The organism is Bradyrhizobium sp. 31Argb, from assembly GCF_043638955.1.
In the GTDB taxonomy this organism is placed as follows: domain Bacteria; phylum Pseudomonadota; class Alphaproteobacteria; order Rhizobiales; family Xanthobacteraceae; genus Bradyrhizobium.
The window spans coordinates 1-4206 of the sequence record NZ_JBEGDB010000440.1; the positions used below are offsets into that span (position 1 = coordinate 1).

Annotated in this window: 3 protein-coding genes; 2 read left to right on the forward strand and 1 reads right to left on the reverse strand. The window is 59.7% G+C overall.

The genetic code is table 11. The features are described from left to right. Window positions 1-837 precede the first annotated feature (837 nt). Window positions 838-1617 carry an SDR family oxidoreductase gene (locus AAFX91_RS39550; RefSeq protein WP_051397290.1) on the forward strand — a complete coding sequence of 260 codons (780 nt, stop codon included), beginning with the start codon at window positions 838-840 and terminating at the stop codon, window positions 1615-1617. Window positions 1618-1845: 228 nt separating this feature from the next. Then, window positions 1846-3669 (forward strand): nif-specific transcriptional activator NifA, encoded by a 1824-nt coding sequence (nifA, locus tag AAFX91_RS39555; RefSeq protein ID WP_028168867.1) that lies wholly within the window; start codon window positions 1846-1848, stop codon window positions 3667-3669. On the opposite strand, the gene AAFX91_RS39560 is transcribed toward nifA, so the two are convergent. Beyond that, complete coding sequence (locus tag AAFX91_RS39560; protein WP_130228489.1) at window positions 3627-3812, reverse strand: hypothetical protein; 186 nt, start codon at window positions 3810-3812, stop codon at window positions 3627-3629. The genes nifA and AAFX91_RS39560 overlap by 43 nt on opposite strands. Window positions 3813-4206 lie beyond the last annotated feature (394 nt).

Genomic DNA, 4206 nt, shown 5'->3' on the forward strand with positions numbered 1-4206 from the left:
TTGCTCCACCCGCGCCACTTGGCGTACAAAACCCTGAGACTCTAACCGCTGCTGGATGAAAGTTCAGTGGCAGGTCAATCCCGGTATGCCTGAATTCATTTCTCCAACTGGCTTTTTGCTTGCCGTCATTCCTAGAATTGGTAAAACTGATTGTTTTGATCGAATGCATCCACAGTCTGGATAAGTCCAGATCATGCGTTCAGGGCCTCGATGATCTAAATCTGCTCGTCGTGCTCGACGCTCGGGTGACCGAACGTAACCTTACCGCTGCGGCACGAGCATCAACCTGAGCTAGCCGACCGTTGAGGGTTCGCTGCCGCCGATCCTGAGACCCAGTTCGATCACGGAATGATGAATGGAATGACGTGGCCGGTAACCTGGTTCTCAGGAGGGGCGGATTGCTCAACAGCAACACGTCGTTCCCCCGCATCGAATGGTGTGAGAGCCAACGAATTCGCCAGCGGTTCTGATATCCGCGCAATTTACGGACCTCGACCGACCGCATTGACAACATTTGCGGCAAAGCCAGCGCGCATTAGGGCCGTGGAGCAAGAGCCGAGCCAAATGGGCAGTGCCGTGCACGTCTTGCAGGACTTGAAAATCGGCTTGGTGTGCACCAGCGTTTGCTGCTGTCCGAAAGCAAACGCGCCCGATGTCCCGAACCCGCCAACCTGTTGCGAACACGACATTGGGCCGCAAAAGGTGCGAGCATTCCTCTGCATCGCACTGGCCCAAATCCTGCACCGCGTTGGCGGGCGAGGGCAAGATGGGAGGTGCGTTTTGAGTCTCGATCTGAGAAACGACGATGCGGTCGCCGGTCCACGGTCGGCGACCGACGTGAGCTGTCCGTTTCACACCGATAGAGCCGGCATCCAGCAGGGAGAACGGAAGACGTTGGTGCTGACCGGGGCGTCGCGCGGCATCGGTCACGCCACCGGAAAGCTGTTTTCGGAAGCGGGCTGGCGCATCATCTCTTGCGCGCGCCAACCGTTCGATGGCGGGCGCTGCCCGTGGGAGTCAGGGGCCGACAACCATGTCCAGGTCGACCTCAGCAACCATCGGATGCTGCCGCGCGCCATCGCCGAGGTCAAGGAGCGCCTCGCGGGCGCGCCATTGCACGCATTGATCAACAATGCCGGAATTTCGCCGAAGACGCCGAACGGTGCACGACTGACGTCCTTGACGACGTCAGTCGAAACCTGGATGAGGGTGTTCCACCTCAATCTGGTGGCGCCGATCCTGCTCGCGCAAGGCCTGTTTGAGGAGTTGAGAGCAGCGTCGGGATCAATTGTCAACGTGACCTCAATCGCAGGCTCGCGGGTGCACCCGTTTGCCGGCAGCGCCTATGCAACATCGAAAGCTGCGCTCGCGTGTCTCACGCGCGAAAAGGCGCACGACTATGCACCGCATGGCATTCGCGTGAACGCGATCGCGCCCGGCGAGATCAAAACAGACATTTTGTCGCCGAACACGGAAGCGCGTCTTGTGCCAAATATTCCGCTGCGCCGGGTGGGCACACCGGAAGAAGTCGCGAAGGTCATCTTCTTCCTATGCTCGGATGCGGCAAGCTATGTCACGGGCACCGAGGTGCCGATCGATGGTGGCCAACACCTGTGATCGACCCCCTACCTGCAACAAAAAATCGCAGCTGATTTGAGTTACATCAATGGAACTCGTGTTTCCACGGAATCCGCGCGACGAGTTCGGAAGAGCAGAGAATAAGCAAATCAAAGCATTGTAAGTTTACCGTCATGCCACGATGAAGGCGCTGTAAGTTTTACCATCGTGCCATAATAAGGGGTTATCTCTTGCGGTCATTCCCTGTAGGGCGAGATCGAGGATGACATGCAACACAATATTCGCAAATCCGAACAGAGCGACAGGGAGGATGGTCATGACAACGGAGACGTCGTCATGCTGCATATCCCTTCCGTACGCGAAAGGCTTAACTCAAACTCCGAGACGGACCACACGGTCCCTATTGTGCCGTCGTATGAGAGCGCGATTATCGGGATCTTCGAAATATCGAAAGTACTCACCGCGCCCTGCCGGCTCGAAGTCACGCTGGCCAACGTTGTTGATCTTCTGCAATCGTTTGTACAGATGCGGCACGGTATCGTCTCTCTATTCCACGATGATGGCGTGCCGGACATTACCGTGGGCGCCGGCTGGAGCGAAGGCAGCGACGAGCGCTACCGGATGCGCCTGCCGCAGAAGGCACTGCAGGAGATCGTGACGTCGGACATGCCGCTCGTCGCCGAAAACGTAGCGGTGCATTCGGCCTTCAGTGCTGCGGACATGGAGGTACTCGGGGCCTCCGACGAGATGCCAGTGTCGTTCCTCGGCGTTCCCATCCGCATCGATGCGAATGTCGTCGGCACGCTGACGATCGACCGAATGCTGGACGAGGCCTCGAGCGTCCGGCTCGACTACGACGCACGGCTGCTCACCATGATCGCCAACCTTGTAGGGCAGACGGTGAAGCTGCATCGGCTGTTCGCGTGTGACCGCGAGCGACTGATGGTGGAGAAGGACCGCCTGCAAAAGCAATTGTGTGAGCTCAAGCAGCCTTCACGGGAGCGCAAGAAGGTCCATGTCGAGGGGATCATCGGGGACAGCCCGGCGCTGCGGGCGCTGCTCGAGAAGATCGCGGTGGTGGCCAAATCAAACAGCACGGTGCTGTTGCGCGGCGAGTCCGGTACCGGAAAAGAGCTGGTCGCCAAGGCGATTCACGAGCGGTCGGCGCGCGCCAAGCGTCCGCTCATAAAACTCAACTGCGCGGCGCTGCCTGAAACGGTACTGGAATCCGAATTGTTCGGTCACGAGAAGGGTGCCTTTACCAGCGCGTTCAGCTCCCGCAAGGGCCGCTTCGAGCTCGCCGACAAGGGGACGCTATTTCTGGACGAGATCGGCGAGATTTCGGCTTCGTTCCAGGCAAAGCTACTGCGCGTCCTGCAGGAGCAGGAATTCGAGCGCGTCGGCGGCAACCAGACCGTTAAGGTCGATGTTCGCGTGATTGCCGCCACCAATAAGAACCTGGAAGAGGCGGTGGCAAGCAACGAGTTCCGCGCCGACCTCTATTATCGGATCAGCGTGGTTCCCTTGCTGCTGCCGCCGTTGCGCGAAAGGCGCGGTGATATTCCGCTCCTCGCCACCGAGTTCCTCAGAAATTTCAACAGCGAGAACGGCCGTACGCTCGACTTCGATAGCAGTGCGATTGAAGTACTGATGAACTGCGGTTTTCCCGGAAATGTGCGCGAGCTTGAGAATTGCGTGCAGCGGACCGCGACCCTTGCACCTGGACCATCGATCGTAAGAGACGACTTTGCCTGCTGCCACGGCCAGTGCCTTTCCGCGATGCTGTGGAAAACCGGATCGGACGAGGTGGCGCTGCAGCCGCGGCCGATCGTATCAGTGCCGATTATGCCCGCCATGCCGCCGGCTGAGGCGGCTATGCCGGTCCCGCCTTTCGGCGGCGACCTGGCTCCGTTGGCACCAGCCGGCGCATCCCTCGTAGGTGGTGCGAAGATCACAGATCGCGAGCGTGTCATCGCGGCCATGGAAAGGTCCGGCTGGGTGCAGGCGAAGGCGGCGCGCCTGCTTGGGCTGACACCGCGCCAGATTGGCTACGCCTTGAGGAAATACGGTGTCGAGATCAAGCGTTTCTGAAAGGATTTGGCGCGCGTCGGGGCCGTGACCATCGGCGGCGCGGGCGCTGCCATCGCCACTGCCTGGGTAATGTCGCAATCGACCATCAGCTCACGCCGGATTTCAGTCGGCGAGATCATCGTCTGCTGGTTGACCGCGTTCAATTCTAAGCCCGCGTCCGCTCATGTGGAGCAACCGCCGCGCGCTGCGGGACTACGAAGGTATCGCCGTGTGCCTCGTGGCCGCAGGCGCCGCAAGCTCGTTGCGACGCGGCGCTTGCTCCTGGTGATGCGAAGCCTCGTCGGTTGCAAATGAGCTCAAGGCTTAGGCTTCCTCATGAGCGCAGCGGGTGCTGCGGTTTCCCGAGGAAGCGAATCCGTTTTGGGCCACCCGCTTTGACCCAGATCAACGATAAATTAAGCCGCGCGAGCCGAGCTGTCGTAGTCAGGACCAATGTCGCAATTCCGTCGCCGGCAAACGTCAGGCTAGGCCGTGTGGACAGTTACCTTATCCAGAGCAGAGTGGCGGCAATGGCGACGACGGCGAAGTAGTTTCGCG